Annotated in this window: 28 protein-coding genes and 2 riboswitches; of the genes, 10 read left to right on the plus strand and 18 right to left on the minus strand. The window is 37.1% G+C overall.

The window, feature by feature from the left end; genetic code table 11:
* The first annotated feature begins 108 nt into the window (after window positions 1-108).
* A complete protein-coding gene (locus SCI76_RS11445; RefSeq protein WP_407545206.1) occupies window positions 109-639 on the plus strand; it encodes an IseA DL-endopeptidase inhibitor family protein in 531 nt (176 codons plus the stop codon).
* A 248-nt stretch (window positions 640-887) separates the two neighbouring features.
* On the opposite strand, the gene SCI76_RS11450 is transcribed toward SCI76_RS11445, so the two are convergent.
* The gene (locus SCI76_RS11450) at window positions 888-1,157 is read right to left on the minus strand and encodes a hypothetical protein (RefSeq protein ID WP_048020643.1); all 270 of its coding nucleotides are present in this window, start codon (window positions 1,155-1,157) and stop codon (window positions 888-890) included.
* A gap of 127 nt (window positions 1,158-1,284) precedes the next feature.
* Between SCI76_RS11450 and SCI76_RS11455 the strand changes: the two genes are divergently transcribed.
* The gene (locus tag SCI76_RS11455) at window positions 1,285-2,427 is read left to right on the plus strand and encodes an AI-2E family transporter (RefSeq protein WP_013081622.1); all 1,143 of its coding nucleotides are present in this window, start codon (window positions 1,285-1,287) and stop codon (window positions 2,425-2,427) included.
* Window positions 2,428-2,462: 35 nt separating this feature from the next.
* Here the strand turns inward: SCI76_RS11455 and SCI76_RS11460 are convergent, their stop codons facing one another.
* Window positions 2,463-2,858: an SET domain-containing protein gene (locus SCI76_RS11460; protein WP_028414329.1), complete on the minus strand. Its 396-nt coding sequence runs from the start codon at window positions 2,856-2,858 to the stop codon at window positions 2,463-2,465.
* A gap of 335 nt (window positions 2,859-3,193) precedes the next feature.
* On the opposite strand from SCI76_RS11460, the gene rarD reads away from it, so the two are divergent.
* Both rarD and SCI76_RS11470 read left to right on the plus strand, forming a co-directional pair.
* On the plus strand, window positions 3,194-4,114 hold the full coding sequence (gene rarD / locus SCI76_RS11465; RefSeq protein WP_063247700.1) for an EamA family transporter RarD: 921 nt from the start codon (window positions 3,194-3,196) through the stop codon (window positions 4,112-4,114).
* Between the two features lie 62 nt (window positions 4,115-4,176).
* Complete coding sequence (locus SCI76_RS11470) at window positions 4,177-4,947, plus strand: TatD family hydrolase (protein WP_063247699.1); 771 nt, start codon at window positions 4,177-4,179, stop codon at window positions 4,945-4,947.
* Window positions 4,948-4,979: 32 nt separating this feature from the next.
* Here the strand turns inward: SCI76_RS11470 and SCI76_RS11475 are convergent, their stop codons facing one another.
* Window positions 4,980-5,117, minus strand: a complete 138-nt coding sequence (locus SCI76_RS11475; RefSeq protein WP_013055244.1) for a lmo0937 family membrane protein — start codon at window positions 5,115-5,117, stop codon at window positions 4,980-4,982.
* A gap of 187 nt (window positions 5,118-5,304) precedes the next feature.
* Between SCI76_RS11475 and SCI76_RS11480 the strand changes: the two genes are divergently transcribed.
* Window positions 5,305-5,748 (plus strand): YfmQ family protein, encoded by a 444-nt coding sequence (locus SCI76_RS11480; RefSeq protein ID WP_028414332.1) that lies wholly within the window; start codon window positions 5,305-5,307, stop codon window positions 5,746-5,748.
* A gap of 574 nt (window positions 5,749-6,322) precedes the next feature.
* Here SCI76_RS11480 and SCI76_RS11485 read toward each other — a convergent pair.
* From SCI76_RS11485 to SCI76_RS11505, 5 genes are all read right to left on the minus strand, one after another.
* Window positions 6,323-6,850 (minus strand): GNAT family N-acetyltransferase, encoded by a 528-nt coding sequence (locus SCI76_RS11485; protein WP_053074075.1) that lies wholly within the window; start codon window positions 6,848-6,850, stop codon window positions 6,323-6,325.
* Window positions 6,851-6,919: 69 nt separating this feature from the next.
* Window positions 6,920-8,461: a nickel ABC transporter substrate-binding protein gene (gene nikA, locus SCI76_RS11490; protein ID WP_407545207.1), complete on the minus strand. Its 1,542-nt coding sequence runs from the start codon at window positions 8,459-8,461 to the stop codon at window positions 6,920-6,922.
* A 144-nt stretch (window positions 8,462-8,605) separates the two neighbouring features.
* Window positions 8,606-8,796, minus strand: a riboswitch (cobalamin riboswitch).
* Window positions 8,797-8,798: 2 nt separating this feature from the next.
* Window positions 8,799-9,803 (minus strand): cell division protein FtsZ, encoded by a 1,005-nt coding sequence (gene ftsZ, locus SCI76_RS11495; RefSeq protein ID WP_014461739.1) that lies wholly within the window; start codon window positions 9,801-9,803, stop codon window positions 8,799-8,801.
* Window positions 9,804-10,162: 359 nt separating this feature from the next.
* Window positions 10,163-10,552: a tautomerase family protein gene (locus SCI76_RS11500; protein ID WP_063247697.1), complete on the minus strand. Its 390-nt coding sequence runs from the start codon at window positions 10,550-10,552 to the stop codon at window positions 10,163-10,165.
* Window positions 10,553-10,719: 167 nt separating this feature from the next.
* Complete coding sequence (locus SCI76_RS11505) at window positions 10,720-10,878, minus strand: hypothetical protein (protein WP_013081614.1); 159 nt, start codon at window positions 10,876-10,878, stop codon at window positions 10,720-10,722.
* A gap of 260 nt (window positions 10,879-11,138) precedes the next feature.
* On the opposite strand from SCI76_RS11505, the gene SCI76_RS11510 reads away from it, so the two are divergent.
* Window positions 11,139-12,092 carry a TRM11 family methyltransferase gene (locus tag SCI76_RS11510; RefSeq protein WP_033580681.1) on the plus strand — a complete coding sequence of 318 codons (954 nt, stop codon included), beginning with the start codon at window positions 11,139-11,141 and terminating at the stop codon, window positions 12,090-12,092.
* A 37-nt stretch (window positions 12,093-12,129) separates the two neighbouring features.
* On the opposite strand, the gene rluF is transcribed toward SCI76_RS11510, so the two are convergent.
* Window positions 12,130-12,846 carry a 23S rRNA pseudouridine(2604) synthase RluF gene (gene rluF, locus SCI76_RS11515; protein ID WP_014461744.1) on the minus strand — a complete coding sequence of 239 codons (717 nt, stop codon included), beginning with the start codon at window positions 12,844-12,846 and terminating at the stop codon, window positions 12,130-12,132.
* A 276-nt stretch (window positions 12,847-13,122) separates the two neighbouring features.
* On the opposite strand from rluF, the gene SCI76_RS11520 reads away from it, so the two are divergent.
* On the plus strand, window positions 13,123-13,656 hold the full coding sequence (locus SCI76_RS11520; RefSeq protein ID WP_257042061.1) for an MFS transporter: 534 nt from the start codon (window positions 13,123-13,125) through the stop codon (window positions 13,654-13,656).
* Window positions 13,657-13,712: 56 nt separating this feature from the next.
* On the opposite strand, the gene SCI76_RS11525 is transcribed toward SCI76_RS11520, so the two are convergent.
* The 4 genes from SCI76_RS11525 to SCI76_RS11540 all read right to left on the minus strand — a co-directional run bounded on the left by SCI76_RS11525 (window position 13,713) and on the right by SCI76_RS11540 (window position 15,777).
* The gene (locus SCI76_RS11525; protein WP_028414339.1) at window positions 13,713-14,060 is read right to left on the minus strand and encodes a hypothetical protein; all 348 of its coding nucleotides are present in this window, start codon (window positions 14,058-14,060) and stop codon (window positions 13,713-13,715) included.
* A 27-nt stretch (window positions 14,061-14,087) separates the two neighbouring features.
* Complete coding sequence (locus SCI76_RS11530; protein ID WP_028414340.1) at window positions 14,088-14,333, minus strand: hypothetical protein; 246 nt, start codon at window positions 14,331-14,333, stop codon at window positions 14,088-14,090.
* A gap of 69 nt (window positions 14,334-14,402) precedes the next feature.
* A complete protein-coding gene (locus SCI76_RS11535; RefSeq protein ID WP_407545208.1) occupies window positions 14,403-14,852 on the minus strand; it encodes a hypothetical protein in 450 nt (149 codons plus the stop codon).
* A gap of 436 nt (window positions 14,853-15,288) precedes the next feature.
* Window positions 15,289-15,777, minus strand: coding sequence for a QueT transporter family protein (locus tag SCI76_RS11540; RefSeq protein WP_407545209.1), 489 nt, complete (start codon window positions 15,775-15,777; stop codon window positions 15,289-15,291).
* A gap of 9 nt (window positions 15,778-15,786) precedes the next feature.
* Window positions 15,787-15,831, minus strand: a riboswitch (PreQ1 riboswitch).
* Between the two features lie 195 nt (window positions 15,832-16,026).
* On the opposite strand from SCI76_RS11540, the gene SCI76_RS11545 reads away from it, so the two are divergent.
* The 3 genes from SCI76_RS11545 to SCI76_RS11555 all read left to right on the plus strand — a co-directional run bounded on the left by SCI76_RS11545 (window position 16,027) and on the right by SCI76_RS11555 (window position 18,255).
* Window positions 16,027-16,437 carry an Lrp/AsnC family transcriptional regulator gene (locus SCI76_RS11545; protein WP_028414343.1) on the plus strand — a complete coding sequence of 137 codons (411 nt, stop codon included), beginning with the start codon at window positions 16,027-16,029 and terminating at the stop codon, window positions 16,435-16,437.
* Window positions 16,438-16,820: 383 nt separating this feature from the next.
* The gene (locus SCI76_RS11550) at window positions 16,821-17,687 is read left to right on the plus strand and encodes a YitT family protein (protein ID WP_028414344.1); all 867 of its coding nucleotides are present in this window, start codon (window positions 16,821-16,823) and stop codon (window positions 17,685-17,687) included.
* Window positions 17,688-18,036: 349 nt separating this feature from the next.
* Window positions 18,037-18,255 (plus strand): hypothetical protein, encoded by a 219-nt coding sequence (locus tag SCI76_RS11555; protein WP_013055227.1) that lies wholly within the window; start codon window positions 18,037-18,039, stop codon window positions 18,253-18,255.
* A 242-nt stretch (window positions 18,256-18,497) separates the two neighbouring features.
* On the opposite strand, the gene SCI76_RS11560 is transcribed toward SCI76_RS11555, so the two are convergent.
* From SCI76_RS11560 to SCI76_RS11580, 5 genes are all read right to left on the minus strand, one after another.
* On the minus strand, window positions 18,498-19,286 hold the full coding sequence (locus SCI76_RS11560) for a 5-deoxy-glucuronate isomerase (protein WP_034268093.1): 789 nt from the start codon (window positions 19,284-19,286) through the stop codon (window positions 18,498-18,500).
* A gap of 134 nt (window positions 19,287-19,420) precedes the next feature.
* The gene (locus SCI76_RS11565) at window positions 19,421-20,446 is read right to left on the minus strand and encodes a LacI family DNA-binding transcriptional regulator (RefSeq protein ID WP_249887289.1); all 1,026 of its coding nucleotides are present in this window, start codon (window positions 20,444-20,446) and stop codon (window positions 19,421-19,423) included.
* A 60-nt stretch (window positions 20,447-20,506) separates the two neighbouring features.
* Window positions 20,507-21,403: a myo-inosose-2 dehydratase gene (gene iolE / locus SCI76_RS11570; RefSeq protein ID WP_407545210.1), complete on the minus strand. Its 897-nt coding sequence runs from the start codon at window positions 21,401-21,403 to the stop codon at window positions 20,507-20,509.
* Window positions 21,404-21,487: 84 nt separating this feature from the next.
* Complete coding sequence (gene iolD, locus SCI76_RS11575) at window positions 21,488-23,422, minus strand: 3D-(3,5/4)-trihydroxycyclohexane-1,2-dione acylhydrolase (decyclizing) (RefSeq protein WP_063247694.1); 1,935 nt, start codon at window positions 23,420-23,422, stop codon at window positions 21,488-21,490.
* A 112-nt stretch (window positions 23,423-23,534) separates the two neighbouring features.
* Complete coding sequence (locus SCI76_RS11580; protein ID WP_407545211.1) at window positions 23,535-24,992, minus strand: CoA-acylating methylmalonate-semialdehyde dehydrogenase; 1,458 nt, start codon at window positions 24,990-24,992, stop codon at window positions 23,535-23,537.
* Window positions 24,993-25,041 lie beyond the last annotated feature (49 nt).

Genomic DNA, 25,041 nt, shown 5'->3' on the forward strand with positions numbered 1-25,041 from the left:
AAACACTTTCTTTTATTACAGATTTATTGTAATATAAATGTAACAAAAGAAATATAAAACACATAATTGTTACATAAATAAGGTTAATTAATTAGGAGTGAGTTAGAAATGAAAAAAATTGGACTAGTTTTATCATCAATCGCTATTTTCTTTACACTAAGCACTGGAGTTACAGCACAAACAACATCTTCAACACTAACGGATGCAAATGCTGTCAAAATTGCAGCTAGTGCCAGCAATCATTTCTGGAGTGCTCTGCACGGTTATAAAAACAAACCATGTACAGAACGTACATTTGAATATAAAGGAACTGAGTACGTGTACCTTTGCCCTGAATTTGATACAAAAGCTAAGCTATCAAGCTACTTATCTGAGACGTTTACAAATAGTGCAGTAGAAAAAGGATTAACAAATTACGGCTATATCACATATAACGGTAAACTTGCACATCCAATCGGCGACGGATTCAGCATGTTAGAGTGGTCAAAAGCAAGAACAAAGCTTGTGTATCAAACAGCAACAGTTCGCTCTTATGAATTCACAGTTCCAACTGTAGATGGCGGCAGTGTAAAACGAACTGTCACATTCTATAAATCTAATTCTCAGTGGAAAGTAAATAAATTTGACGCTGTTCAATAATAAAAAAAGCAGGCCTGCTTGAGCAGACCTGCTTTTTTCTTTTTGATCGATAACATAAATAAAACTTCTACTTACAGCGCTCTAATAGCTGTAAATAGAAGTTGAGATCACAAGTTTAAGTAAATCAAATTTTGTCGAATTCTGTAGAAATAGTGATAAGTTACGTTTTATATTACAGGCTAAATTGCTTATTGTCAACATAATTCAGCAAAAAGATAGGGCAATATATTCAGAGCATAATAAAGACATTAACTTGGATTTTGTTCATGTTCCTCTGGGTTATCATGTACAGGATGAGCGCCTGGAAATAATCTTTGCGCTTTTTCATGAAGATTTTTGTTTTCATAATTAAATGCGCTATACGTTCGCTGCCCTTCTTCCCATGAAGTAGATTTCCCCAGTTTTTGATTAACCGGAGAGCCGAAGGGACCGTCTGGAAATTCTTCAGCGGTTATATACTCGTGGCTTTTTTCTACTGTAGAGAAATCACGATACGAGGGCTGTTTGTCTTCTTTCAATGATTTCACCCCTTCTTTCTAGAAGATTTTCTACTAGTATGCACACTTCTTTGTAAAAAACCCTCTTAAATTAGTCTAAATCAGGGTATGATAACTATACATTTACTTTTTAAAGGAGTTGAACAGCTTGGAACCTAGACCTCAGAAAGGAACTTTTTTCCGAGAAAAAATCTTAAATAATAAATTTGTTGTATATACAATTATTATTTTTATTCTCAGCATGACTATTTTTTCGTTATCAAAAATCGGATTTATTTTAATTCCTATCTCTATTTTTATTAAAACAATCGCACTGCCGATTATCTTAGCAGGAATTTGCTTTTATTTATTTAATCCGCTTGTTGACTTTTTAGAACGAAAAGGTGTAAAACGAATTATTTCCATTCTTGTTTTATACATAGTGATTATCGGCGCATTAGCCATTATTATTTCATCGGTTATTCCGCCTCTAAAAAATCAAGTTGACCGTCTTATTGATAATATCCCAGAGCTGACGCATGACGTTCAGCATGCGGTGACGAACCTTTCGAATAACCGATATGTCGAACAAGGTCTTCAGTCGGCTAACACGGACCTAGATAAGATTTCAAAAGATGCATCAAAACACTTGAGCAAATATGTTTCTGGATTTTCAAGCGGTATTGTGAACTTTGTCGGCACCATTACAGAAATTATATTATCGGTTGCCGTTTTACCCTTTATTCTTTTCTACTTATTAAAAGATGGGAAAAACTTACCTAATTACATTGTAAAACTGCTTCCAAACCGCTCTCGTTCTGAAGCTAAATTCATTTTAGCCGACATGAACCATGCATTAAGCGCATATATTCGCGGGCAAATTTTTGTTGCGATTTGTATAGGTGTACTGCTTTTCATTGGCTATCTGATTATTGGGTTAGATTATGCATTACTTCTAGCGATTATCGCCATGGTAACCAATGTTGTCCCTTACCTTGGTCCGATTATCGCCATTATTCCAGCCATTATTATTGCGTTTATTACGTCTCCTTTCATGCTTGTAAAACTGGCCATTGTCTGGGCAGTTGTTCAATTGCTTGAAGGCAAAGTAATCTCTCCGCAAATTATGGGAAGAAGCCTGGATATTCACCCGATTACGGTCATTTTTGTCATTCTAACCGCCGGAAACTTATTCGGAATCATCGGTATTATTTTAGCCGTTCCTGGATATGCCGTTTTAAAAGTTATTATTACGCATATTTACCAATTCATCCGTTTGAACTCTACTATGTATCCAGATAAAAAAGCATAATAAAAAGCCCATCGATTTTCGATGGGCTTAACTTTTTACTTTTGTTCTTCTTCATCTTCACGATCAAACCAAAGGAGCTCTTGATCATCTTCATCTCCATTATAGTTGATGAGAATTTCTTCTCCTGCTTGGATATCCGTATATGCATAAAAATCAAAGGTATGATTGTCAAAATTAATTTCATACGTAGCATTGGGTGTATACGAGTGATTAAACAGCATACCGTATCCCAAAAGAATAGCCGTATGATTCACTCCATATTCAAAAGCATAATCCGCTAGTGTTGTTTTCTCAATAAAATCATGCTCTTTATTAGGATAAGCGATAACAGGAGCTTCGTGAATAAGCGTTCCTTTTTTAATATCTTGCTTAGCAAATACACCTCTGTTAAATTCTCCATCGCTTATCGTAGACATTTTTATTTCGATCATATTCGTCACCTATATATTCTTTCATCTAAGATTTTCTTCTTCCCTAAGCTTGACAGTTTCTAATGGGGAAATCAACTGTTTTTCATAACCACTTGAATATAAGCTGAAAGAGTGCTTATCATGCACACTTGTGTAAGCACTTACCTTGTTAGAAACACGCAATTTGATTTTATTTTAGACATAGAAAAGCAATGACCTGGCGCATAGCGCTTTTTTGAGCCATTCAACATGTGAAGAATCGTTTTTCTCTGTGATATAATCGTTTATGCTGCTTTTTTATGTTAATCTATGACTTTTATTACTGATTTTATCTTATGTTAGAAAGAAGGTTTCACATGAACTTAAATCCCGACAGAGATGGTGTGATATATGCGGTCCTTTCTTATCTTATGTGGGGGCTCACGCCAATTTATTGGAAGCTGGTTCACCACGTAGCACCAGGTGAGATTTTAGCTCAGCGCGTTTTTTGGTCTTTTATTTTTATGCTTATTCTTTTATTAATGACAAAGAAATGGCGTACATACATTACGTTTATAAAAGAAATAGTGAAAAAACCATCCTTATTCTGGTCCCTTTTTACTGCGTCTGTACTTATTAGTGCAAATTGGGGCATTTTTATGTGGGCTGTCATTAATGGAAAAATAGTAGAAGCGAGCCTTGGACAATATATTAATCCCCTAACAAGTGTTTTATTAGGTGTTATTTTCTTAAAAGAGAGATTAAGCGGGGCTCAAATTTTTGCATTTATACTAGCAGGAATCGGCGTCTTAACGCTTAGTCTTCATTATGGTGTGGTTCCTTGGATTTCGCTTAGCTTAGCTGTTACCTTCGGATTATATGGTTTGGCAAAGAAAAAGATTAAAGCTGATTCAACGATTGGATTAACTCTTGAAACGATGGTCATCTCCCCTATTGCATTAGCATACATAGGCTACCTTACGTTTCAATCACACTTGCAGTTTTTTGATTCTTTTTCAACAAGTCTTTTATTAATGGGCAGTGGAGTAGTTACAGCTTTACCACTCCTATTATTCACAAAAGGTGCTAAAAAAGTATCATTATCAATGCTTGGTATTCTTCAATATATTTCACCAACCTTGTCTTTACTAGCAGGAGTCATTCTATACCATGAATCGCTAACAAAAGCTCATGTTATTGCTTTTAGTTTTATTTGGTTAGCTCTTATTGTTTATACGTTCTCATCTATTACTAAATGGGGGAACAGAAAACAAATAAGAAATAAAGTGGAGGCTTAACAGAATCATACACTCTCTTACGTATTATTTTTAAACAAAATAGGCTGGGAGGAGCATTATTTATGAAACGCATTATTGACTCGCATATTCATCTAGATCAATATGAACAGAAAAGCTGGAAAGACATAGTTGAGCAGGATCCTTCGTTACAAGCGCTTATTTCTGTATCTTCTACATTACACTCTTGCCAACTTAATCAAAAAATCAGCAAGTTATATTCCTGCGTGAAACCTGCCTACGGATTTCACCCTGAACAAATGCTGCCTTCTTCAAATGAATTAGCGGAGCTGTTTGCTTGGATTGATCAAAACAATGAAGAAATGATCGCTGTTGGGGAGGTTGGTCTACCTTATTACTTAAGTCAGACCTATACTCTTTCTCTAGAGCCCTATTTGGAGCTGCTTGAAGCTTTTATTATTCATTCAAAAAAATGGGGGAAACCGTTAATTCTTCACGCTGTATATGAAGATGCTGAGATCGTGTGCGACTTACTAGAAAAACATTCTGTGCCTAAAGCTCACTTCCACTGGTTCAAAGGAGCTAAAAAAACCGTTGAACGAATGAAAAACAACGGCTACTATATTTCCCTTACACCTGATATTGTATATAAACCTAAAATCCAAGCGCTTGCCACAGATTACCCTCTTGACTACTTGATGGTCGAAACAGATGGTCCGTGGCCATTTGAAGGACCTTTTCAAAACCAGACAACGGTTCCATCAATGATGCATCAGTCCGTTCAGGAAATAGCACTTCTCAAAAGGGTTTCTGTAACGGAGACATATGATTTTTTATATCGAAATACAGCTCATTTTTATAATCTCTCCACATAAAAAGCCTTTCCCTAAGGAAAGGCTTTTTATATCTAAATTCGTTTCACAAGTTTTACGATCAGCACAATCACTGCAATGACAAGAAGAATGTGAATGATGCCGCCGCCAATATGAAAAACTAATCCTAATAACCAAAAAATAAATAAAAGTCCAATAATCGTCCACAACATAATTTTTTCTCCTTTTTTATATGTAGTATTTGTTATAATTTTATATTTCCCTAAATGTGCATAAATAAACGCATTTCATATACATCTTTTCACTAAAGAAGGTTCACATAATGTACAAAAAGCAATCACGTTCTCTGTGGTAAAATAAGTATGTAATCTTATTTAATTTAAGCGGAGATGATTAACTATGACATGGATTGTATTACTTTCCATCATTCTTGTAAGTGCACTCAAAATATTAATAACGTGTCTTCCAACTCCAGTGGTCAAATGGCTTATGACTAAATTTCAATTACACCCAACACTTGATGATCAAAACGCTACTGTCACAGTTGATGGGAAACATTTAGAAGGCAAAGACAAAATGCAAGTGATTGATTATTTTAATAAAGCAACATTTTTAAAACAATATTATGTCCATGAAGGAAATAAGGACTATTATAAACACCTAGAAGACAGTGAAACTCCACTTGTTATCGATACGAAAAAAGGGAAAAACGATGTTCGACTATGCGTATATAGCTATCATGATCATGTCGACGTCGTGAAACAATACAAAAAGAAGATTATCGCCTACAGCCTGCTGTCTGATCACCTTCAAAAGCAGTCCATAACAGCTGACCTAGCTTAAACCAGTCGCCTACAAGGCGGCTTTTTTAGTTTTTAGGTTTAGTTTGAAGTTACCTTATTTAAAAATACCAAACTTTAACATTAATTCTAATGCTATAACATAAATTAATAGAATTTTCTAATTTTTTAAGAGGTGATGGATAATGCTTTCTTTGTTAGGGTTTGGAATGATTGCTACTTTTCTTTCTTTTCAAGTGGGCCTTTGGGACAACTATTATCACGACAATTACAGCCATTTTAACGAACGCTGTTTCCCTTTAGACTTCTACTATAAAAAAAGGAAGCCGACTACCATAAGGCAATCGGCTCACACATGTAGGATATTGATTTAACACTAACAAAGTACAACACAACACTAGTAATTATATAATATATTTCATTATTTTGAAAGCGATTTCATATATATTTTTAAAAATATTTTGTTACTTGTTTTTTACAGAAAAGAACCACGTTTCAGCCAATTCGAAACGTGGTTCTTTTCTGTAAGGACTTGCCCTACAGGCTATAAATGTAAGTTACGTTCATTATAGCATGAGCCCATATACAGATTCCATGGTAATTACTGTATGATCTCGTTACGTTACGACTCGTTGTATTTTTCTGTCCATGTGCAGCGTATTCCATGGTTCATCCTGTTCAGCTAGCCTTTTGATAAAGCCTTGTGAAGCCCAAAAAGGAATAGCGCCAGGTAAAAAAGGATGAGTATGCAGATACAGCGTGTCATAAAAATGACTTTGGGCAAATTGTTCAACTGCTTTTAACAGCTGCTGTCCAATGCCTAGACGCCGGTACGCTGGATCGACATAGCATTTTACAACCTCAGCTGCAGTTCTATGTTCATATCGCTCTTTTAATGCATGAAACCGTCCATCGTAAGCGTATAAACCAATGGTTCCGATTACTTGTTGATTTTCCGTAACAGCTGCAAAAAAAGCAGCGTCTTTCGCTTGAACGTAATGTTCATTAAAATGAAGCAAATCCACAGGAAGCTGATTTTTTTCCAGCATAGGAAATAGCTCATTCCGCATATTCATGACAAACTGAAACACTTCAGCATCCTTTTCTTTTACTTCTTTAATTTGATACATTTGTACTTCTTGCACGTTTACTGTCACATCCTTTTAGCGATCATTGTATACTTTTTCTTTTCTCTGCTTATGCTGCAATGTTAACTACGGCGTTACGTCTAAATGCTGAGTCAGCATATAATACTCGCTTGGATTTGTTGTCCAGTTTTTCACTTTTTGATTATAAGCAACAACAATGTTTGGATGTACAATCGATGACGTCAGCATTTTTCTATTAATCAAAGCGGTTGCTTGTTTGGCTAACTGATCTCGTTTTGCGTCATCTACTGTTGAATTTAACTGTTCTATCATTTTTGTTAGCGTATCATCATTAATCCGGCTGGCATTTAAACCACCGCCGGGCAAATAGTTCGTACTTAAATAATAGCTGGCATCTCCTCTAGGTGCTGTGATAAGGCTGTACAATGCTAAATCCCAATCATCTTTTGCCATTACATATTCATCGCTATCTTCAACTAGGTGAATCTTAATAGTAATTCCTAACTCTTTGGCATTAGACTGTAGAAGCTGAGCAATTAAAGGCAGTTCTGGCAAAGAACTGTATGTGACAAGAGAGAGCGATAGTGGCTTTCCATTTTTGATTGCTTTGTCATTTTTGATTTGATAGCCTGCTTTCTCTAAATATTTTTTAGCAGATGTCATACCTCTTTGCTCATTAGCAGTACTATCAGCAAAAGGAAATTGGGGTAAAAATGGACCTCGAGCCGCTGCCGCTTGATTGTTCATGATGCTGCTAACAATTTCTTTTCGGTTCAATAAGGTATCGATAGCTTTTCTTACATTTTCGTCTTTTAATGCGTCATTGGTTTGATTGTAAAGCAATAAATGGGTGCGCACACTAGGTACTCCACTTACTTTAAAAGACGGATCTGTTTGTAAAGTGCCCAAGCTTTCTAAAGGCGGGCGATAAATAATATCGGCTGTTCCAGATTGAAGAGCAGCAACTCGCGCATTAGCATCTTCGTTAAATCCAAAGATCGCACTTTTCAATTTCACTTTTCCACCCCAATAATTTTCATATCTTTCTAATTTTACTTGATTTCCTTGATCAAAAGACAAGACGCGAAATGGACCCGTACCAATGGGCTTCTTAGCTATATTAGAAGCATCAACATCTATAATAGCTGTATTTGGATGCACTAATTCAGAAGGAAATTTAGGCATTGGTTCTTTTAATGTAATTGTCAGCGCATGACTGTTCGCTTTCATTTCTTTAATATTTAAAGCGTTTTTCATCGCATAACTTTGGTCTATCGTTCTTTGAAGAGAAGACTTAACGGCATTTGCATCCAGCGCTTTTCCGTTTTGAAACATGATGTTCTTTCTTATCATAAATGTCCATATAAGGCCGTTATCTTTCGTTTCCCACTTTTCAGCAAGCCAAGGCTTTATTTTTAAATCGTCGTTGATTTTAACAAGCGTCTCCCCTACTCCCCCACGAACTGCTGTATAATTATCGTCCGTATGAGGATCAAGCGTTGCAGATGTAAAATTAAATAAAAACGTCACACTTTTATCCGTTTTCTTTCTTTCTTTTATACTTACGCTCTCTTCATTAGGAGCGCAAGCAGTGAGGCAAAGTAACACGAGAAATATCATAGATACAAGTTTTTTATTATTTATCATTCATTTTTCCACCTTCTATTTTAATACACAAAAAAAAGCACTTCTAAAAAGAAGTGCTTGCCTTCACAACAAATTCAGATAAACGTATCCCTTGTTTATCGTATTTTTGATTCTGCCAAAACACCTCCCTATCCTCGTAGGTTATTGTGTGCTGCGATTTATGGCAGGTCTCCTGGCTTCAAGTCATTGCCTTATACCGCCTTCCCGTCTCTAAATAGACAGTGGCTTTTTGACATAAGGCTCCTTGTTACAGTGGCGGGACCGCTCCGGATTTTCACCGGATTCCCTTTTAAGGCAATTGAAAAACAATTGCCACCATAAAAGCTGGTTATTTAATTTAGTAGCGTGCTCTTGAAACTCTAGAAGTGGAAGCTGATGGTGAAATATCTTCATCATCAAATCCAGTGGCAATAACGGTTACCATCATTTCGTCCTTTAAATCTTCATTAATCACAGATCCAAAAATCATATTTAAGTCCTGATCAGAAGCGGACGTGACAATATCTGCTGCTTCCTGTACTTCGTAAAGACTCAGGCTGCTGCCGCTCGTAATGTTCAGCAGCACGCCTCTTGCTCCATCAATCGATGCATCTAGCAGCGGACTAGAAATCGCTTTTTTCGCTGCTTCAATTGCTCGATCTGATCCCGAAGCTCGTCCGATACCCATAAGCGCAAATCCTTGATTAGACATAATTGTTTTTACATCAGCAAAGTCAAGGTTAATCAGCCCCGGAACAGCGATTAAATCTGAAATACCTTGAATACCTTGGCGAAGAACATTATCTGCTTCACGGAATGCTTCAAGCATAGGTGTCTTTTTATCAACGATTTCAAGCAAGCGGTCGTTTGGAATGACAATAAGGGTATCTACCGATTCATTCATCGCAGTAATACCGCCTACTGCTTGCTTGGTACGTTTATTTCCTTCAAACTTGAAAGGGCGAGTAACTACTCCAATTGTTAAAGCATTTAGTTCACGGGCAATTTGGGCAATAACCGGAGCTGCTCCAGTACCAGTGCCTCCCCCCATGCCAGCTGTTACGAATACCATATCTGCGCCTTGCAGTACTTCTTGAATTTGCTCTCTGCTTTCTTCTGCAGCTTCTCTTCCTACTTCTGGATTAGCTCCTGCACCTAATCCTCGCGTTAATGCCGCACCAATCTGCATTTTCACATCTGCTTTAGATAAATTAAGCGCCTGAGCATCCGTATTAACGGCGATAAATTCTACCCCTTGTACACCATGTTCAATCATACGGTTAACGGTGTTATTTCCTCCACCGCCGACTCCAATTACTTTAATTCGCACTAATGGCGATACATCTGCATCAAATCCAAACATTCTAAGTTCCTCCTCAATGATCAAAATTACTTTCTCTTATTATCCGAAAAAACACGTGAAGAACCTTTTACTCCTATATTTAACGCGTAACTGTTCTTTTGTTTTACAGATTTTATACATTTCTCTTTTAACCTTTAAATCTTTACATCTTTATGTAAAATTATTGTTGTTCTGAAGTTAGTACGCCGAACTCTTTTTTGGTTTTCCCACTCAAAACGGCATATAAGCTTATTGTATCATTCATTTGACAGATGTCTGTATTTAATTTTGAGTAAGATGTGACTAAGAGAATAATATTTTTATAGACAAAATGAGAAAAAGCCCTTAGAAATAAGGGCTTCTCTAGATAATAAACCATTTTATAATTTCCCAGTTAAGAATTGAGCTTCTCCCATACCAAAGCTCCAGTCAGCATTACCGTTTTCAACAATTGAAATCATAATGTCGCTTGGCTGAATTCCGCAGCTTTCTCCCAGCTCTTTTACAATTAATTTGTAAAGAGCTTGTTTTTGCTCTTCTGTTCGCTGTTTGCTCGTCACACTTATAATAACCAAATCCTTGCTTCTGTCAAAGCCAAGACCTGTATCTTCAATAATCATTTCATGAGCAGGATGCTGATGTACAATTTGATAACGATCGCGTTCTGGGACGCCAAAGGCTTCTAGCATCGCTCGATGAGTAGCGTCTAGTAATGCTTTTAACTCTTTTTCGTCTCTTCCTTCTATTACATCAAATCTAAGTAATGGCATACTAAGTAACCTCCAGCTTTTTGTCTAATGTATTATTGCTTTATCATATCACAACTATCATTTGTAAAAAAAAGATATGCTATTCACAATGTGCTCTCTAGTGAAAGAGACCTCAAACTCTTCAATAAAAGCTGAACCTAATAAAAAGAAATGAGCAGCATAACGGCTCATTTCATTAGTACAAAAATATTTATAATAAGAGCTAAAATACATACAGATACAATGGCAATGAGTACGTTCATCACAAGGTTTTGCGAGGATGTTTTAGCTTGTTTTTTCATATCAGCCCGACTCATCTGTTGCTTTTCATGATCACTTTTAGACATCACGTAGCCTCTCCTATTCATCAAAATGTCAGCAGTGTATAAATGATTTTTGAGAAACCTTGATCCAGTTCTTTTGTATAAACAGCAGCACATGCAGGTTATCATCAGTTATTTTAGCATGTTTTGTCAAATAAGTGGACTATGTAGCGCTTCAATTTAGTATTCACAGCCAAATATATTTAAATTCGTTGCTTTTCTCTTCTTTTCTCGCTATTGTTTGAGAAGAAGGATAATTAGATACGATAAAGGATGATACGATATTGAATAACCATACGCAGCTGCCTCAGTATATCTACACATACGCATGCAGCGAAGAGGAACTCTCACTATGTCAATTAGAGAGACGCTCTCTTTTTGAAATTGAAACTGAGAAACCTATCATAAGAAGCGCCGTTAAACTTGATCCAAGCAGAAGCCCTTTTATCAAAGAGCGATTAGATATTATGTATGAATCAGATGACCTTGCAGATATTTGCAAACAAGTAGAAGATATTGACCTTGGAGATCAAACATTTAAACTCATTTTTATGAAAATTAATGACTTAGAAAAAGATCAAAAAATAAGCTATAAAGGTCAGCGTGCGATTGAACGTGATGTGGGTTGGCATTTTGTAGCAGAAGCAGACTTGCATAACCCTGACCATTTGTTTGGAATTGTTCCATTTGAAGGACGCTGGTATTTTGGAAAATATCAAAAAAGCGAAGCTGTATGGCTGCATCATTTGAAGAAACCGCGTGAATACTCTACGGCACTCAGTACCCGCCTTGCAAGAGCTGTAGCTAACATTGCCGTTCCAAAGCCTGAAGGAATCAAAGCGATTGATCCATGCTGTGGTATTGGTACAGTCCTCGTAGAAGCTCTTTCAATGGGCATTGATATTGTAGGACGCGATATCAACCCACTTGTGACCGACGGATCTCGTGAAAATATTGCGCATTTCGGCTTAAAGGGTGATGTCAAAACCGGACCGATTTCGGATGTTACCACTCACTATGACGTAGCGATCATCGACATGCCTTACAATCTCTACACCCACGCGACGCCTGAAGATCAGCTTTCTATTTTAAAACACGCTCGCCGCTTTGCGGATAAAGTAGTCGTGATTACAGTAGACACGATTGACCATATGATTCATGAAGCTGGCTTTTCTATTTCAGATCGCTGCGTAGCGCGCAAAAGCGTATTTTCTAGACAAGTAGTTGTATGCGAATAAAAAAAGACACCAGTCTAACAGGCTGGTGTCTTTTGATTTACCACTCTTTAGGTTCATAGTCTAATTCTTTGAATAGCTGCGTACGCTCTTTTTTCGTTAAATCTCTCCATTGCCCAACAGGCAAGTTGTTTAAGTGAATATTCATAATACGCGTACGCTGAAGTCGATATACTTCATATCCGAGCACTTCACACATACGGCGAATTTGACGATTTAATCCCTGTGTTAAAATAATTTGAAACTCGTACTTAGACAGCTGTGTCACTTTACAAGGAAGCGTTTTTGTACCTAAAATTTTTACTCCCTCAGACATGTTTTTGATAAACTCGGGTGTAATCGGCTTATCTACTGCAACAATATATTCTTTTTCATGCTTGTTTTCTGCACGTAAAATTTCGTTAATAATATCGCCGTCATTTGTAAGTAAAATTAAGCCGTCTGAATCCTTATCTAGTCGTCCGACATGATGAATACGCAAAGGGTGATTGACTAAGTCAATGATGTTTCCCTTTACTTTTTTCTCACTCGTACTTGTAATGCCGACTGGTTTATTAAGTGCAATATATACATTATTTCGAGCAATCCGAAGCTGTTGGCCACTTACTCGAATATCATCGCCAGGCTTAACTTGATCTCCGATTTTTGCAACCTTTCCATTAACGGTTACTCTTCCTTCACTAATTAACTTATCTGCCCCGCGTCTTGACGCTTTGCCAGATTCGCTAATAAATTTATTCAGTCTCAGGTGAATCACAACCTTACATTTAAAAATTTTAAAATTTGTCTCTTCTATTAGAAACCGATATGTGTCAATTTCTATACCGTCCCTATCGTAACATGCTATACGCTTCTCGTCTTCTTTTAATTTCATTACTTGACTATATTTTTTTAACAGCAATAGAAGTATAGATCCAAAATACTTTGTAATCTTATTCTTAACATTTCAAGCAATGCTTACACCTGTCAAACTAACGTCAATCTCCACTTCTATGCAAGACCTAAACGTCTAGATTGACTGATCAGTATAGAGTTGCTACCATCAGGTTTTCTTATGCTTCCAGGAGGAGTAACGCTGGCTCTAACAGCTATGGTCGGAGGAAGTTTGTTTGATAAAATTGGATTTAAACCGCTGCTTTTAACAAGTTTAATTCTTTTAACGTTTATTTTAAGTTTGTTCACTACCATTTCAAGAGAAACAACTACGATGACTGCAGCTATTTTATACGCTGCCTTTACAATTGGCGTAGGTTTAAGCATAGGACCCGTAATGACGCTTGCTTTAAATCAAGTACCTAAGCCGCTTCACGCTCACGGTTCAGCCATTTCAAATACGATTAACCAAGTTTCAGGCGCAATTGGACCCGCTTTGTATACAAGTATTATGACAATGGCTTCTCAGCACTTTATTCAACAATCAAATGAAACGAATAAAACGCTGTTACAAATAAAAAGTATGACAAGCGGGGTCCATACCGTCTATTATGTAGCCATCGCTTTCGCTATCGTTTCGTTCCTGCTCGCTCTTACGTTAAAGAAAAAAGACCAGCAGCTGGAGACGCAATAAATAAGAAACTAACAAGAGCTGCTCAAGTCATGAGCAGCTCTTGTTACATGCCGAATTTATATTACAAATGTAAAAGCAATCATAGATACTATGAAAGCAAGAATAATAATACCTCTCTTTTTTTCTGTTTTCCATGCTTCAATAGCGCCCGCGATACCACCAATGACTAAAATAAAAGTACCTATAATGTGCAGAGGCAGCAGCGATAATACTCTACCTAAACTCGCCATCACTCCTCCAATCAATATAAAGCCTGTTGTTATAATCGATTTTAATGATGTTAAGTCTCGTATAGCTTCTTGTTTTTCAGTCTTACTCAGTTTAAAGTACTCTATTATACTAAAAGCAGCGGGTGTTCCCCATAAAATAAAGAAGCTAACTAATCTATCCGTGTCTACATTCACTGTTTATTCACCACCGCTATTAGTTTCTTATACACTTTTCCTAACCCATTTTTTAGAGATAAAAAAAGCGGCTGTAGCTGCTACAGCGGGAATCATAAAAGCAAAGCTACCAGAATAACTGCCAAACGTTACTTTACTTGATAATCCTTCGATTGAGCTCCACATAGTCGAACTTTCTGGAACATATAAGAGCGTAAGAATCATTCCTGATAGCAGTTGAAAGCTACCCAAGAAAACGATGAAACTAATGATAAATAGTCCATATCTCTTCAATAAAATCTCCCCCTTGATTTATATACGATTTCACGCTTCATAAGTTCCATTATTTAACAAATCCATGTATTATTCTCGCTTCAAAGATCCTCCAAAAGAAAATTGATGGTAGTCATCGATCTTATTCCAATATCCTATGCACTTTACGTCAGGCTCATCAATAGCTAACGCTTCTTTATTAATTCCTTTATAAGGAAGAAATGCAGTCAACTTTACCTTTTGTTTTGGCTTAATATTTAACTTATTGCCTTCTGCTAACACCTTAAATTTATTTTCAGAATAACCGTTTTTTATTTTTAGTGGATACGATAAAAATACGTCGTTTTGTTTGATGGTCAAATCGCTCTTGTTTACGAATTCCAATTCATACGAAATCCCTTGCTTCATCTTTTGTTCTTTGATGACGTTAATATGGATCTTTTCTAGTTCTCTTAAAGGAACGTTGTCTTCTTCTTTTGAACACCCGGCAAATAAGATAGCTAACGCTAATAAAACAAAAATTCCTAACTTTCTATTCAAAAAATAATCCCCTCTTTCGTAACAAAGATTATTTTACAATTATAACTCAAAAAAGTTATTTAACGGTAAAAAATACACAATTAAAAAAGCAAACCTTGGCGGTCTGCTTTTTTAATTGCTACGCATAGGTAATGTGTTGTTGTACGAAAAACTTTTCGATAAGGAGTTTGCCAACTATATGTATATCGTAACAAAAGAAAAAAGAACGCGCTGTGAGATTTGTCACTTCTTCTTTCAAAATAATCTAATTGAATACTCGCTATTGCCTTACGCAAAAAGAGCAGAACGCAATAGCGGCCTGCTCTTTTTACATGCTAGATATGGGTAATTTGTCCATGCGTGAAAAGCTCTTCAATAATAAGGGGTTTATCACTACACTTATAGAATAACAAAGAAAAAAAGATGCGGCTGTGATAAATCTCACAGCCGCATCTTTTTATCCAACTAGCTTATTAAATTGTACACGTTTATTAATAGCCGCCATAATTGGTGCTCCAACAAGCATAACCACAAACTCACCAACAGCTGTTGTTAACCATGTAAAGAAAAATGGTAAATCAAATGCTAGGTGCAGTTCAAACGCAATAATAAACATCGTAAACGTAAACACAATTGTATTAATAAGCATACGAGCCCACATATTTTTAATGTAGCGCATAGAAAAAATGGTAATGAGTAATGATAGTACAGATTGTCCTACCCCAAACACCAGATCATAAGCGACCATTGGTGAAAAAAACAAATTCGTCAGAAATACCCCTAGTACAATGCCGTACACGTACTTTTTATTAAATACAATCAAATGATTGAACATTTCTGATATACGAAATTGGATATTGGTGAAGCCAAACGGCTGAATTAACATGCTAACAGCAATATACATAGCTGCTAAAAGACCGTTGACGCAAAGTGTTCTTATATTCATCTTACTATTCTCTCCTTAGTTTTTTAACGTGGGATGGTTACGAACCACGTAAACACTCAAAGAATCATACAGCAAGCTCAAGCTTTCGTCAATCTAGCTGTTTGCAAACTACTGCTGCTTTCATGTCTTCCATATTGACTGCTCTTTTTTCTTACTTTTCTTTAGTATAAAATAGAAGACGTATCCGTATACATAGGTGACATAAAGTAGTTAACCCTTTTGATTTGAAATACGAAAGGATTTGTAGCGATGTTAGATAATACAGATAAGCGCATACTAGAAGAGCTATCAAAAAATGGACGTATGAAGATGAAAGAATTAGGAGAAAAAGTGCATTTAACCGGACAAGCCGCTTCTGCTAGAGTATTAAAGTTAGAAGATGAAGGCATTATCAAAGGCTATACAATTAACATTGATGAACGAAAACTTGGCTACACCGTCCATGCATTTTTAAATATCTATACGCAGAGCATTCATCACCACCCCTACCTTACATTTGTAGAAAGTCAGAAGAAGTACGTTATCAACAACTTTAAAATTAGCGGCGATGGCTGCTACTTACTAGAATGCAAATTTCATTCAAATGAAGAACTAAATGATTTTTTGACAGAGCTAAATCAGCATGTGAATTACAAACTTTCAATCGTCATTAACAAATAAATTTTTTTTAAAAATAAAGGTATATTAATTTATGAAAATGGTAATCCTAATAACGTATTCCCCCTATTCCAATAAATTTGAAAATCCTTTGCGCCGTCGCAAAGGATTCTTTTTTTATATAGGAAACCGCCTTCTATTTTTTGAAAAGTTGAACATCTCTCATAGCGTTGACATAGCGGTCAGAGGTTTATATAATCGGTGACATCGAAGCATAGAAAAGCAGACTCAAGACATTATACACGTATCGTAATTCTTCGTCTTAGAAGTTGATCAGTTTTATAACTAGACAATTTCTAAGACGTTTTTTATTTTATCATTTGTGAAACACTAGTAAAAACAAAATTCCACGTGAAAATATCCTAATGATCAGGGAGGTTTGCATATTGAAAACAATCTATAAAGACATCATTTTAATTATTGCCGGAGCGCTTTTAGTTGCTGCATCCATTGATTTTTTCGTCATTCCAAATAAATTAGGTGACGGAAGTACGGTTGGTATTGCTCTTGTTTTATATTATTTATTTCATATCCCTACAAGTATCAGCACATTTCTTGTGAACCTTGTATTCATTGCCTTAGCTTATAAATTTCTAACTAAAAAAACCATTCTCTATACGATTCTAGGAGCTGTCATGACGTCCGTTTTCTTAGGTCTAGTCAGCTATATTCCTTTTCACGTTCACGACATGATTTTAGGAATTGTATTCGGGGCTTTACTAATGGGAACAGGACTGGCACTCATTTTTATCGCGGATGGATCTACCGGCGGCACAACTCTTTTAGCTTACTTATTAAACTACACAAAAGGCTACAATATCTCGAAAAGCATGTTCTACATGGACAGCGTCATTATTTTAGCATCGGTTTTTGCTATTGGCGTCAACAATACCCTCTATACTTTTATATTCGTCTATCTTTGTGCTAAAATCGTCGATGTTGTTATCGAAGGTTTCCACAACAAAAAAGCAATGACGATTATGTCTGATCAGTACAAAGACATTGCGCAAGTTATCACCAGTGAATTTGGAAATGCAGCTACCATCTTTTATGGATATGGCTACTACGCCAACAAAGATAAACGCATTATCTACGTTGTTATTAAAAAGAACGAGTTATTAAAAATTAAAAAGAAAATCCAGCAAATTGACCCGAATTCTTTTATTGTCATCCACGAAGTAAAAGAAGTTGTCGGCGGAAAATTTGGATTTATCGGCAATTCGCCTCATGAAACAAAAGCCGCTGCTAAATAAAAAAATCCACCTCTTGGTGGATTTTTTTATGAAAAAACCGTTAAGAAAAACGAAAAGATCCCTGCTAAAAAGTAAACTGACCCTAACGCAATTGCTCCTGTAACGACCGTAAATACACTTAATCCGATAGCCACCTTCATTTTCATCCACATCCCTTTTTAGATTAGTAGTATAAGTATGTCCAAGAATAGAAGATTTATAACTATGCCACCCTATTTATTTCATATATCGATGCAACAATTGTCTATTCAACGTGTTCTAAAACCACCCCTGACGACATAACGTATAGGAAGGATTTCATATACACATCTTTGTATCACACATATCATATGAAATTAGGTGAGATAAAATGGTGGCTGTCCACTTTTTTGAAAACAGAAAGCTTCTATTAAGCCAGCTGAGGGAAAACATTCCTTCTACGGGTGATGATTTAAAGATTAAGGGACGAAAAGGAACCGTCGTGCTTGTGAATGACATCGATGAAAAAAATGTTCACGTGGAAGTTGCTTTAGAAAAAGTAGTGAAAAAGAACTTAGCGTTAGATAATGCTAAAAAGAAAAGGAGATAAGCGGCTACGCTTATCTCCTTTTTTTTGATTGACATACGATCTCTTGCTTCTGTTTAGAAAAAAAGAGACTCCTAAAAAAGGAATCTGCCAAAAAGAGCGATATCATCGCCTGAATATTAATACAAGCTATACTTTAACATATAAAAACAAATTTTACAAAAATAAACTATTATTTTACGCATAATTATTTTTCATTCGAGGTTTTTCAACATTTGAAACCCATTTCGTATAAAGAGTTTTATTTATTTTTCAGGCCAAATTTTTGCATCCGGCTCTAATAACCACTTATGCTCTTCTTCCATAATACGGTCTGTCCATGGATTATTGTCAAGATGGCGAATCATCCAGCAGAAGTACATCGCATAGCCGGGAGCCGTTGCTTGAGGATGATCTAATTCACCTGGAATTGTAATAAAACTATTATCAACTACACGGTATGCATCTTCTCCAACCATTGCACAGCCAAATCCTTGCGGCTTGTCAAAACGATAGTAATATACTTCAGGCTGATCATGATGATGAGGCGGATAGCTCGACCATCTTCCTGGATAAGAAATAACTTCTCCAATAACAAGGTTAGAATAAGGAGCGTTATTATAATCAAAGATTGTCCGAATGACACGCTGAGCGGTACCTTCCCATACTCCTTCACCAGCTACTGTATTTTGACAGTCTTCAGGCGTATATAATTTTGATGAAAATTCTTTTTCATTATCCGTTTTTTGAACTAGTACTTCACTATTGGCAAGCGCGGTAATTTTAACCTCCACATTTTTCGAAACGTGCAAACACCAAGGCTCTTCTTCAAAAAGAGACTCACGCTGAATTTCTTTCGAATGTCCTTCCCACTCTAGCTTTACCTTTCCTTCTAGTAAAAGAATAGCCGTTTCATTGCTGCTGTCTAGTAAAGTTTCCTCTTTTCCTTGAGACATATTATAAATCCCAATATCCATCAGCATATCTTTGTGCTGACCGGCCATTTCTGTAAGTACGTTGTATCCTTTATTTAATTCACCTAATTTACCTAGCATGTTTAACTTCCTCCTTTATGTAGTAGCGCAATCAGAATTTACTAATCACTCATTTTTTCTTCATAGACTTTATACATTCTTTTGAATATGTGACTGTGAAGAGTTTTTATTAACAGCAATACTCTTGATTGTATTCAATTATTTGCAGATGCTGTGGCGTTTCTTCGTAACGGAGCCGTCGATTTCCGGACAATCAATTTCGGCTCAAGAAGTAAATGTTCTTTATGCATCGTTGAGTATTCCATTTCTCTAACCAGCAAATCCACTACGTTTACAGCCATTTCTTTTGTCGGTTGTGCTACCGTCGTCAACATGGGCGTGATGGTAGTAGAAAGAACGGTATTATCAAAGCCAATCACTGATAAGTCATTCGGCACATCAATGTTGAATTCTTTTGCCGCTTGTATGACGCCAATAGCCAGTAAATCGTTACAAGCAAAAATAGCCGTCACTTTCTCCTTCATTAAAAAAATTTGCTTAGCACTTTCATATCCTTTTTGAATACTTGCTTCGGTCGTAATAACGTGTTGAGGTAACACAGTGATTCCATTTTCTTGCATGGCATCTCGAAAAGCATCTAAACGGGCGTGATTACTTTTTGCATTTTCTGTAATAATCGCAATTTTTTTATGATGCAAAGATAGCAAATAATCAGTCGCCAAATAGCTTCCCTTATAGTCATCCACTGTCACTGTATTAACAGATATGTGAGGGATTTCTGAAGCAATAACGCTAATGGGTATATCTTGCTTCAGCATATTTTTTAAAAGATTAGCATTGCGAAAAGCAGATGCTACAATTAAACCGTCGATTCTCTGACGAATTAACAGCGATAGATATTTTTTCTCTTTTTCCGCATTGTTATCGGTATTACACATTACAACATGGAAACCTCGCTCATGACTTCGGTCTTCTATGCTTCTTGCCAAATCGGCAAAAAAAGGGTTGGAGATGTCGGGTACGAGAAGCCCAATCGTTTTAGTAGGCTTTCCTGTTAAAGCAGATGCTACGACGCTTGGATGGTAATTCAACTGCCCCATAACCTCAATTACTTTTTGTCTTGTTCTTTCACTAATGTGACCGGTTTGATTGATAACTTTTGATACGGTGGAAATTGATACACCTGCTTCTTCAGCCACACTATAGATGGTTGGCTTCATTTCATCTCCTCCTTTCCTTTCATAAACATATAAAAGGCGTAAAACCTTTTACAATAGAAATTAAAGACCGCTTTTTTCTTTAATAAAGTTTCTTGCTTTTAACGCATATTCAAAAGGATTAGCAAGCGCTGGATCCTGTTCTGCTTCTACGACAAACCAGCCGTTATAATCAGAAGCGGCAAGCATAGTAAATACTTCATCAAATTCAATAACTCCGTCGCCTGGAACAGTAAAGGCTCCTTCTTTTACCGCTTGCAAGAAGCTCAGGTCTTGTTGTTTGACTCGATCAACTACTTCTTGGCGAATATCTTTTAAATGAACATGTTTAATACGATGAAGATATTTTTTTAAGATATAAAGAGGTTCTTCGCCTGAAAAAACAAGATGACCGGTATCAAATAGGAGCGAAACAAGCTCTGGATTGGTAAGCTCCATTAGCTGCTCAATTTCTTCTGTTGTTTGGACGCCTGTTCCCATGTGATGATGATAGACAATATGCATATCTTTCTCTCTTGCTAGTTTCCCAAGATAGTGCAGGCCTTCTATAAGGCTGCTCCACTCTGTTGGCGTGAACACGGGCTTTTCTTTGAATAAAGGTACATCCATCATCCCTTGAATGCTGTGTCCTTGTTCAGATACAACAATTACTTTTGCTCCCATTTCGTATAAAAAATCGCGATGTTCAATAAATGGCGTCACCGTTTCTTCCAGCGGCTTTGTCGTTAAAAATGTACTAAACCATGCGCTTGCAATTTCTAAATTCCGAAGTGATAATGCCTTCCTTAAAATCGAAACATTTCGCGGATATTTGTTTCCTACCTCACTTCCTTTAAAACCGGTTAAAGCCATCTCACTGATACACTGTTCAAATGTATTTTCAGCTCCTAGTTCAGGCATGTCATCATTTGTCCAAGCGATTGGAGCAATCCCCAGTTTAACCGTGTTTTCCTTGAACATGTCTTCCTCTCCCCTATATCAAATTGAGAACGCTATTATATTCACCGAATGTTTCCCCTCAACATCGGCCATTTCTCTTGCTTGTTAATAACCTCTGGCCATTTCAAGATTTTTCACTTTATCCTTATAGGCTTCTTGTACTTGGTGATTTTCAGATACCTCTGCTACTCCTACATGCCACCACGATTCATAACCGTTTGTCATAGTTTTGGGTAGCACTTTAATATCAATTAATGTAGAAGTCTCTTGTTTTTGTGCATCTTTCATTGCCGTTTTTAGTTCTTCAAGAGAGCTTACACGATATGTTTTTACACCGTAGCCTGCGGCGCTGGCTGCAAAATCAATTTTCATCACGTTTCCGTTTAATTTTCCTGTTTCATCGTTTCGATAGCGAAACTCTGTTCCAAAACTCCCCATTCCATTTGACATTTGAAGATTATTAATACATCCAAATCCGGAGTTATCAAACAGTAAAATATTTATCTTTTTTCTTTCTTGAAGGCTTGTAATGAGCTCTGAATGCAGCATTTGATAGCTTCCATCTCCAACCATCGCATACACTTCTTTAGCTGGTTCAGCCAGCTTAACTCCAAGTGCACCTGATACTTCATATCCCATACATGAATATCCATATTCCATATGATAGGTATTGGGTTTATTAGACTTCCACATTCTCTGTAAGTCACCTGGAAGACTTCCAGCTGCACCAACAATGACGGAGTTGTCATCAAGGAGCTTATTCACCTCTCCAATTACTTCTGTTTGCGTTAATTGAGTACCAAGTGATTCTGCATATTCAGCTAAGCTTTCATCTAAATGACCTTTTATTTCTGGAATAAAATCTGCCCCTGTAAAACGTATGCTATGTAGACGCTCTAATTCTGCTTCCCATGCGTCTTTTGCACTTGCAATTTCTGTCGTGTAACCAGACTGATAGCCAATTGACATGAGCTCTTTCCTAAGAGCAAACAACCCTTCTTTTGCATCAGCTACAAGCTTCACGGCATCCAGTTTATTTGCATGAAATTCAGACGTGTTAATAGTAAGAAATTGCACGTCGGGATGTTGAAAAAGCTGTTTAGATGCTGTTGTAAAATCAGTAAATCGAGTGCCTACTCCAATTACTAAATCCGCATCTTTAGCGATTGTATTAGCAGCTGAGTTTCCTGTTACACCTATTCCGCCAAGATTATAGCGATAGTCGCTTTCAACGGCACTTTTCCCAGCTTGAGTTTCTCCAAATGGAATATGGAACTCACTAGCAAATTGTTTTAACTCTTTTGCAGCTTCTGAATACCGAACGCCTCCTCCGCAAATGATGATTGGCTTTTTCTTTGTTTTTATTGCTTGAATTGCATCTGCTAGACTGTCCCTAGTCGGAAGGCGACGCTCAATGCGGTGAACGCGCTTTTGGAAGAAATAAGCTGGAAAGTCCCATGCTTCTCCCTGCACATCTTGAGGCAAACAAATAGTTACAGCTCCCGTATCTGCAGGATTCGTTAACACACGTATCGCATTAATCATAGCTGTCATCAATTGTTCAGGGCGGCTTACGCGATCCCAGTACTTACTCACTGGACGGAAAGCATCGTTTGTAGAAATAGATAAATCATATGACTGTTCAATTTGCTGCAAAACAGGATCAGGCTGTCTAGTTGCAAATACATCGCCGGGAAGCAACAAAACTGGAATGTTATTAGCTGAAGCTGTTGCTGCCGTTGTAACCATATTTGCCGAACCTGGTCCTACTGAAGATGTGCAAGCCATAATCTGCTTTCGATGTTTTTGTTTTGCAAAAGCCATCGCTGCATTGGCCATTCCTTGTTCATTACGTCCTTGATATACATCTAGATTTCCTGGTTCTTCTTCCAAAGCTTGCCCAAGACCTACTACATTTCCGTGCCCGAAAATTGTAAAAATCCCTTTAATAAACTGATGCTGCTTTCCATCAAATTCAACATACTGCTGATTTAAAAACTTCACTAATGCTTGTGCCGTCGTCATTCTAACTGTTTCCATGCTTCTTTCTCCCTTCTAATACTAGATTGCGATTTTAAAAAAGGAAGCATAAGGAATATCTTTAATTCCTGATACCTCCTTTTAAAATGGAATGCGATTTTTAATGAATCACTTACCAGCGCGTTGTTACCATTTTCTTTCTTGTATAAAACTCCACGCCGTCCGTACCATTTGCATGAAGATCACCGTAAAAAGAATCTTTCCAGCCAGAGAATGGGAAGAATGCCATAGGTGCCGGTACCCCTACATTTACTCCTAACATACCAGATTCAATATTTTCACGGAACTCACGTACGCTTGCGCCGCTATCTGTATAAATACAAGCACCGTTTGCAAATCGAGAGTTATTAGCTACTTCAATAGCTTCTTCTAATGTTTTCACACGTACAATAGACAGCACAGGTGCAAAAATTTCATCTTGCCAAATTTTCATTTCTTGCGTAACATGATCAAAAATCGTTGGTCCGACAAAGTAGCCCTTGCCAGTTACTGCTGCATCTGTGCGACCGTCACGAATAAGCTCCGCTCCTTCTTGCACGCCTGATTCAATATAGCTGAGCGTACGCTCTTTATGATTTTCACGAATGACTGGTCCTAAGAAGACGTTTTCTTCTAAGCCGTCGCCAATTACAATATCATTTGCTTCCTCTACTAATCTTTCAATTAGCTGATCCGCAATTTCTTCTTGTACAGTAACAACAGATGCTGCCATACAGCGTTCACCTGCTGAACCAAAAGCGGCTCCGATAATTTGTTTTGTTGCTACGTTCAAATCTGCATCATTTAATACAATTGAATGGTTTTTAGCACCGGCTAAAGCTTGAACACGCTTTAAGTTTTCCGTACCTTTTTTGTACACGTACTCAGCTACAGGCTGGGAACCTACAAACGAAATAGCTTTCACTAATTTATGTTCAAGAAGACCGTTTACCACATCATGCGCGCCGTTTACAATATTTAATACACCTTTTGGCAAACCTGCTTCTTCAAACAGCTCAGCTAATCTTGCAGCTAACAGCGGCGTACGCTCAGAAGGCTTTAACACAAATGTATTGCCGCAAGCAATCGCAAGCGGGAACATCCAGCAAGGAACCATCATTGGAAAATTGAACGGTGTAATTCCTCCAATGACGCCAATTGGATAACGGTACATGCCAGACTCAATATCTGTTGCAATATCAGGAAGCTGTTTCCCCATCATTAACGTAGGAGCTCCTGCCGCGAATTCTACGCATTCAATTCCACGCTGCACTTCACCTCGCGCTTCGTTAAAGCTTTTTCCGTTTTCAACTGTCACTAACTTTGCTAATTCATCCCAGTTATCTACTAATAGCTGCTGATACTTGAATAAAATTCGTGCACGTTTAGGCACAGCTGTTTTTGCCCACCCTTTGAACGCTTCATTTGCTGCTTGCACCGCTTGATCTACGTCTTCTTTTGTAGAAAGAGGTACCTGTGCGATTAATTCACCTGTTGCTGGGTTATACACAGGTTCCGTTTTTGATGCAGCTGATTCAATCCATTGTCCACCAATATAGTTTTTTACTGTTTTTACTGCTGTTTGCGTCATAGAATATCTCTCCCTTTATCTGATTTTAATAAGCTTCTATTCCTTTAAT

Source organism: Priestia sp. HNGD-A6, from assembly GCF_045784335.1.
GTDB lineage: Bacteria > Bacillota > Bacilli > Bacillales > Bacillaceae_H > Priestia > Priestia zanthoxyli.

Coding starts and splice junctions, on each gene's coding strand:
- SCI76_RS11555 (WP_013055227.1), top strand. CDS start 18,037: ATGGTGGCTGTCCACTTTTTTGAAAACAGAAAGCTTCTATTAAGCCAG.
- SCI76_RS11545 (WP_028414343.1), top strand. CDS start 16,027: ATGTTAGATAATACAGATAAGCGCATACTAGAAGAGCTATCAAAAAAT.
- SCI76_RS11445 (WP_407545206.1), top strand. CDS start 109: ATGAAAAAAATTGGACTAGTTTTATCATCAATCGCTATTTTCTTTACA.
- iolE (WP_407545210.1), bottom strand. CDS start 21,403: ATGTTCAAGGAAAACACGGTTAAACTGGGGATTGCTCCAATCGCTTGG.
- SCI76_RS11470 (WP_063247699.1), top strand. CDS start 4,177: ATGAAACGCATTATTGACTCGCATATTCATCTAGATCAATATGAACAG.
- SCI76_RS11540 (WP_407545209.1), bottom strand. CDS start 15,777: ATGAATATAAGAACACTTTGCGTCAACGGTCTTTTAGCAGCTATGTAT.
- SCI76_RS11475 (WP_013055244.1), bottom strand. CDS start 5,117: ATGTTGTGGACGATTATTGGACTTTTATTTATTTTTTGGTTATTAGGA.
- SCI76_RS11500 (WP_063247697.1), bottom strand. CDS start 10,552: ATGCCATTACTTAGATTTGATGTAATAGAAGGAAGAGACGAAAAAGAG.
- rarD (WP_063247700.1), top strand. CDS start 3,194: ATGAACTTAAATCCCGACAGAGATGGTGTGATATATGCGGTCCTTTCT.
- SCI76_RS11560 (WP_034268093.1), bottom strand. CDS start 19,286: ATGCTAGGTAAATTAGGTGAATTAAATAAAGGATACAACGTACTTACA.
- SCI76_RS11505 (WP_013081614.1), bottom strand. CDS start 10,878: ATGTCTAAAAGTGATCATGAAAAGCAACAGATGAGTCGGGCTGATATG.
- ftsZ (WP_014461739.1), bottom strand. CDS start 9,803: ATGTTTGGATTTGATGCAGATGTATCGCCATTAGTGCGAATTAAAGTA.
- SCI76_RS11480 (WP_028414332.1), top strand. CDS start 5,305: ATGACATGGATTGTATTACTTTCCATCATTCTTGTAAGTGCACTCAAA.
- iolD (WP_063247694.1), bottom strand. CDS start 23,422: ATGGAAACAGTTAGAATGACGACGGCACAAGCATTAGTGAAGTTTTTA.
- nikA (WP_407545207.1), bottom strand. CDS start 8,461: ATGATAAATAATAAAAAACTTGTATCTATGATATTTCTCGTGTTACTT.
- SCI76_RS11460 (WP_028414329.1), bottom strand. CDS start 2,858: ATGATCGAAATAAAAATGTCTACGATAAGCGATGGAGAATTTAACAGA.
- SCI76_RS11580 (WP_407545211.1), bottom strand. CDS start 24,992: ATGACGCAAACAGCAGTAAAAACAGTAAAAAACTATATTGGTGGACAA.
- SCI76_RS11565 (WP_249887289.1), bottom strand. CDS start 20,446: ATGAAGCCAACCATCTATAGTGTGGCTGAAGAAGCAGGTGTATCAATT.